Raw genomic sequence first — 5,364 nt, forward strand, 5'->3', positions numbered from 1 at the left:
CGAGGAGAACGGGGTTCCGGTCGAGATCTCGGGCCTCGCGGGGATCGACCCGGACAAAGAGATCCTCCGCCTGGAGTCCATGGTCCAGACCGGGATCGCCCCCCGGATCCCGGGGATATCGATGAGGGCGGTTCCCTTGGAGGGCGGAAGGTCCGTCATCGTGGTAAGGATACCCAAGAGCTGGGCCTCCCCCCACATGATCACCAAGGGTTCCTCCCGGTTTTACTCCCGAAACTCCGCAGGCAAGTACCCTCTCGACGTCTTCGAGATCAGGACCGCCTTCTCCATCACCGGGACCGCCGCCGAGAGGATGAGAGATTTCAGAGCGGAGACCCTGGCGAAGATCGTGGCCGAGGAGACTCCGGCCCCCCTGAACGAAGGGCCGAAGATGGTCCTCATGGTCGTCCCCTTCGGGGCCTTCGAGCCGGCCTCTCGATTCGACGTCTCCTCCCTTGTCCAGAGGTACAAAAGCGGCAAGGGCACCCTCCCCCTCCCCCTGACGGGCCTATTTTCGGGCTTTAGGTACAACTTCGACGGCCTTCTCACCTACGACGACCGGGGCTCCTACTCCCAGACTTTCGTCAGCGGGATCATCGAGGCCGTCGACTCCGTCATCCTCGGCGATCAGTCCGACCACCCGGACGGCGATAAGGCTATACCGAGCTTGAGATTTGAGGAGACTCTTCTGGACGCGCTCCCCAAGTACATCCAGACTCAGGTGCATCTCGGGGTAGAGCCCCCGGTCTTCGTGATGCTCAGCCTTTTGGGGGTGAAGGGCCGAAGGATGCAGGTCGATGGCCCTGACTTTTCGGGACACGGGGAGGTCCGGATAGACCGGGACGCCCTCCTCGTCCCCGAGATCATGGTGGAGAGCTTCGAGCGAAGCTCTGAGGAGATCCTGAGGCCAGCCTTCGACGCCGTCTGGAGGGCTGCAGGCTGGGAGAGGTCGATGAACTACGACCAGGACGGTCGTTGGATCGGCCGGAGGTGATTCAAAACCGGAAAAAGTATTAAATTTTGAAGATGCGATAACACAAACAACTAAAGGCCGGGATGGACCACAAACCCCTTCTCTGTGGATATATCCACCGCGTGCTTTCCTGTCGTGTGGGGCGTGCCCCTCATCTTCAGTATCTCCAGGGACCTCTTGCGCATCCTGTCCACCTCGGTGTTGTAGAGGATGATCACGCCGTCGGCGATGTAGGCGAGGTCCGTCGGGTAGGGCGCGCCGGGCTTTGCCTCGCCGGTGACGATCGTCGCCGTCTGCCAGTTCTTTGTAAAGGTGGCGAATCGGAAGAGAAAACGGCGATAATCCTCCCCCAGGATATCCTCGAATACGGAGATGGGGTCGATGACGATCCTCTTCGGCTTGAAGCTCGTGATATCCGACTCGATCGTCTTCAGGATCTGGTCCATATCCTGACCTGCCTCCATGGCGTAGCTCAGGTCGACATACCTTATCTCCCGGCCGAAGCACTTCAGGTCCACGAAGGCGTAGTTGGACATGAACTTCAAGAGCCACTCCGGCGGTTCGCTGAAGGTGGTGAAGTAGAGCCCCTGCTCGCCCGCCCGGGCGCCCTCGAAGAGGAACTGCATGCAGAAGGTGGTCTTGCCCGTACCCGTATCCCCAGCCACCAGAACCGTAGAGGGGAAGGGAAGTCCCCCGTTCATCATCTCGTCCAACCCCGGTATTCCCGTCCTGATCCTCTCCATATCTGCCATCTTCATCACTCCAAAGTCATCGGTTGGCCTTGATGTACCTCTTCAGATCGTGAAAGCTCTCGCTCTCGAGGAAAGCCTCCTCATATGCCCGATACGTCCTGATGTACTCGGCGTGAGGCCAGATCAGGGGTGTGACCACGTAGGCGAAGCCCTCCTGCCACTTGGAATGGTCCTTTATCCCCTCGATCATCACCAACTTATCGTCCCTCAAGATCCCCGAGGTGCTGTAGCTCTCCATCCACTCATCGAATCGTTGTATGGTGGAGAGGTGCTCGGGGAGAAGGTGGTCGGAGGCGATCTCGGCCACCCATCCCAGGTAGGCCTCCGCCCTATCGTCGTCGCCGATGTGGATGAAGTGTCTTGCCAGCTGACAGGTGAAGTGGGGCCAGGGACCGTAGCCGCCGTTGTTCCTGTTCCAGGACTCAGGGTAGCGGTTGAGGCCGCCGAGCTCCCGATCCCAGAGGGCGACGTGGATCCTTCTCACCGTATTGATGACCCTCAGATCTCTATCGTCGAGGAGCTCGAAGTAGGCCGGAGCGTACTCGGCGGCGTCCGGGTCGACGACCGTCGACGCGTAGGGATCGTAGCCGAGAGGCTTGCTGGCCATCTCTTTTATCCTTATGTTCTTGATGAAGGTCCGCCTTCGGGGGCTGTAAAGTCTGGTCAGTATGTTCCCCCTTATCTTCAAAGCCTCCCGGTTCCAGCGGGCGACATCCATGCCCAGGACGCGGCCCATCTTGACCGCCTGGATTAGGCCAGCACAGCAGCTGCTGTTGGCCCAGATCTCAAACCCCTGCTCGTAGGCGGGATACTCGTGAATGCTGTTTATGGTGTGGATCAGGTTTATCTCTTCGTTCTTGTTCTTGATGATGAACTCCACGGCCTTTTCGACGTTGCTCCAAAACTCCCTCGCTATCTCGTAGTCCACCTTCTCACAGTACTTTCCGAGGGCGTAGAGGACGAGGCCGTTGCCGTCGATCTGAAGCTCTTTGTAGCTCGTGTCCGTTCCCTCGATGTCGCACCTCTGAGGCATCTCACCGGTGGGCTTCTGGGTGTCGAGGACGAACTCAAGCCCCCTCTTCGCCTCCTCCAAGAGGCCCGCCTCCAGGGCGCCCAATACGATTATCGAATGGTCTCTCGCATAGATGAACGGGTAGCGTGTGCCCGGGGGGCTGGCGTAAAAACCACCGTTTTTGTGCTGATTTCTTCTGAGGACTTCGACGCTGGAATCGTACAGCTTTTTGGCTTCTCTGAGGTTCATGGACCATCCTCCTACTTAAACCGGAAGATGCAGACCGACTTGGTCAAAAGCTCGTCGATCTCGGCCTTGGTCAGATCGGCCTCTTCGATCGCCTCCTGGTTGTAGACGGCTCTGCCTTCGACGTTGGCGTCGCTGGCGAGGTGGATCGCCTCTTTTCCGGCCAGCTCGGCGCGCTTCGCTCTGAAAGTATGATGGAATATGCAGAAGATGTTCGAGGCCGCAAAGCTCCCTCGAACCCTCTCGCTATTTAAAAGCTCCAGGAATTCCTCGGGCATTCCTTCATACTGATCCACAAACTTCTGGAGCATGTTGGCGAAGGGACAGATATGGAGGCAGTTGACCTTTCCCCTCGGATCCCCCTCCAGCCCGGCCCCCTCTCTCTCGCCCAGGTTTTTGGCCACGCTCTCGATCCATTCGATGCTCTCATCGAGGTCGCCCCTCCTGACGCTTTCGATTATCGCCACGAGAAAGGCGTCCGAAACCAGCTTTACGACGTCCATCAGTTCCACCTCACGTCGGAAGATCTTCTGGTATCTTTCATCTCAAGATCTCCATCAGGGCCCGATTCCAGCCGACCGGCCCCACCCCCTCGGACCGCTTCACCTCCAGGTCCACGGGCTCGTAGGAGCCGTCAGGCTTCTGAACCAGGACCGGCAGGTCCACCGACTCCAGCATGGGCAGATCGTTTTGGCTGTCGCCGACTCCGATGGTGGTGACCTCTCCGAGCTCGCGCCTGAAGATCTCTGTAAGGGTGGAGACGGCCCTGCCCTTATCGTTTTTGCCCATAATGTGCAGGTACCTTCCACCCCTGGTGCAGCTGAGCCCCCTCTTTTTGATCTCCTCCAAAACTGCCTCTGCACCTTCCCCGTCTCCGATCACCTTGAAGGGCTCGTCGTACTCCCTCATCTTGGAGAGCTCCGCCGACTCCAGATCCAGTCCCGAGTCCTCGGCGATCTTTTGGGCGGTCATGTCCCCGAAGCCCTCGATCTCGGTCTTTGTCTCCCTCTCCACCTCCTTCAAGACCTCTCGAAGGATGGGGTAGGCGGTCCCCTGCTCTATCACCAGATACTCTCCGAGCTGCTTATTCGAGGGGAAGGGGACCTCGAAATAACCCCTGGGGATGAATATGGCCCCCCCGTTCTCGCTGATGAAGGGATCGGAGATCCCCAGCTCCTCCCGGAACTTCTCTATCTCCGCCCTGGTCTTGCTGGTGCAGACGACCAGAGGAATCTCCTCCTCTCGAATCCTCTCCAGAGCCGGACGGGCCGCCTGATAAGAGTAGGTGTGGTGATCGATCAAAGTCCCGTCCATATCGGTGAATATCACGTATTTCAGAGCTTCCTCCCCCTTCTTGGTCCTTTCCCCCACCGGACCCGGTTCTGATCCCGGTTTCAGCCCTCCCGAACCGACCTTTCGTCTTCGAGGACGGACTCGATCAGCCGTCGTCTGAGCCGAGGAACGGCGGAGGTGGCCCTGAGCCAGTCGGGGATGTGATAGCTCTGAGGGTTTTTTATATACTCCTCGCCGGCCTCGATTATCACCATCTCGAAGGCGTCGACCATCAGCTCCTCTTCGTGCCGGTTGTAGGTCAGCTGGTTACATACCGAGTCTGCGTAGTACTTCCTTATCCAGTCCTGGGCTTTTCTGCGGTACATGACCCTCAAGGCATGGAGAAACTCTGAGGAGATCTCCAGCTTCTGCTCCTCGACGAGAAGGGCCTCGAATAAGGTGATCAGAATATCGCCCGCCATCTTGAGAAGCCCCTCAGACCGGTCCGTTCCCACCTCCTTGTGCTCGTGTTCAAATAAGCCCAGATCCGTCTGACAGATCCTCTTGTTCACCGCCGACCTGTAGACCTGGTAGAGGGTCCCCACCTCCAGCCCCCAGTTGGTGGGTATCCTGATGTTCCGAGCCAGGTCGGAGGTGAGGGCGATCTCTCCGGAGAGGGGATACTTGAAGCTGGAGATGTACTGAAGAAAGGCTGATGAGCAGCCCATCTTCGTCGATAGAGCTTCGAGGAGGGGGCGGACGAAGAGTCTGGTGTTCCTTCCGTAAAACTTGGGTCGGTCGCCACCGATCCGGGCGTAGTAGCCTTTGTTGAAGAAGTAGTCCAGTTTGGGATCGACGAGGGGGTAGGCGAGCTTCATGGGCAGGTCGCAGGTGTAGTTGACGATGTCTGCATCGTGCAGGATTATCGCGTAAGAGTCTATCGAGGCGACCCCCAGGGCCAGCCAGACGTCCCTGCCCTTTCCCTGAAAGCTGACCACATCTATCCCCACCTCCCCCAAATCCTCCAGAACCGCTTTTACAGAGGGGCCGTTGCACCACATTATCCGGTGAGGGATCTCAAGACGGTCCCCGAAGAAGCGGACCACCCTCTC

General features: G+C 58.4%; 6 protein-coding genes. 1 reads left to right on the forward strand and 5 read right to left on the reverse strand.

Annotated elements, in window-relative coordinates:
• A partial coding sequence (locus tag ACP5EL_RS05120) for an AlbA family DNA-binding domain-containing protein (RefSeq protein WP_428401406.1) occupies positions 1–991 on the forward strand: 991 nt, incomplete at its 5' end.
• Positions 992–1,041: 50 nt separating this feature from the next.
• Here ACP5EL_RS05120 and ACP5EL_RS05125 read toward each other — a convergent pair.
• From ACP5EL_RS05125 to ACP5EL_RS05145, 5 genes are all read right to left on the reverse strand, one after another.
• Positions 1,042–1,728 (reverse strand): RAD55 family ATPase, encoded by a 687-nt coding sequence (locus ACP5EL_RS05125; protein ID WP_428401408.1) that lies wholly within the window; start codon positions 1,726–1,728, stop codon positions 1,042–1,044.
• A gap of 10 nt (positions 1,729–1,738) precedes the next feature.
• A complete protein-coding gene (locus ACP5EL_RS05130) occupies positions 1,739–2,983 on the reverse strand; it encodes a glucoamylase (RefSeq protein WP_428401409.1) in 1,245 nt (414 codons plus the stop codon).
• 11 nt (positions 2,984–2,994) lie between these two features.
• On the reverse strand, positions 2,995–3,483 hold the full coding sequence (locus tag ACP5EL_RS05135; RefSeq protein WP_428401410.1) for a hypothetical protein: 489 nt from the start codon (positions 3,481–3,483) through the stop codon (positions 2,995–2,997).
• A 37-nt stretch (positions 3,484–3,520) separates the two neighbouring features.
• Positions 3,521–4,351: a mannosyl-3-phosphoglycerate phosphatase gene (mpgP, locus tag ACP5EL_RS05140; RefSeq protein WP_428401411.1), complete on the reverse strand. Its 831-nt coding sequence runs from the start codon at positions 4,349–4,351 to the stop codon at positions 3,521–3,523.
• A gap of 23 nt (positions 4,352–4,374) precedes the next feature.
• Positions 4,375–5,364, reverse strand: a 990-nt coding sequence (locus ACP5EL_RS05145; protein WP_428401412.1) for a glucosyl-3-phosphoglycerate synthase, incomplete at its 5' end; no start/stop codon positions are given.

Origin of the sequence: Methanocrinis sp. (assembly GCF_049974945.1) — an archaeon.
Classification (GTDB): domain Archaea; phylum Halobacteriota; class Methanosarcinia; order Methanotrichales; family Methanotrichaceae; genus Methanocrinis.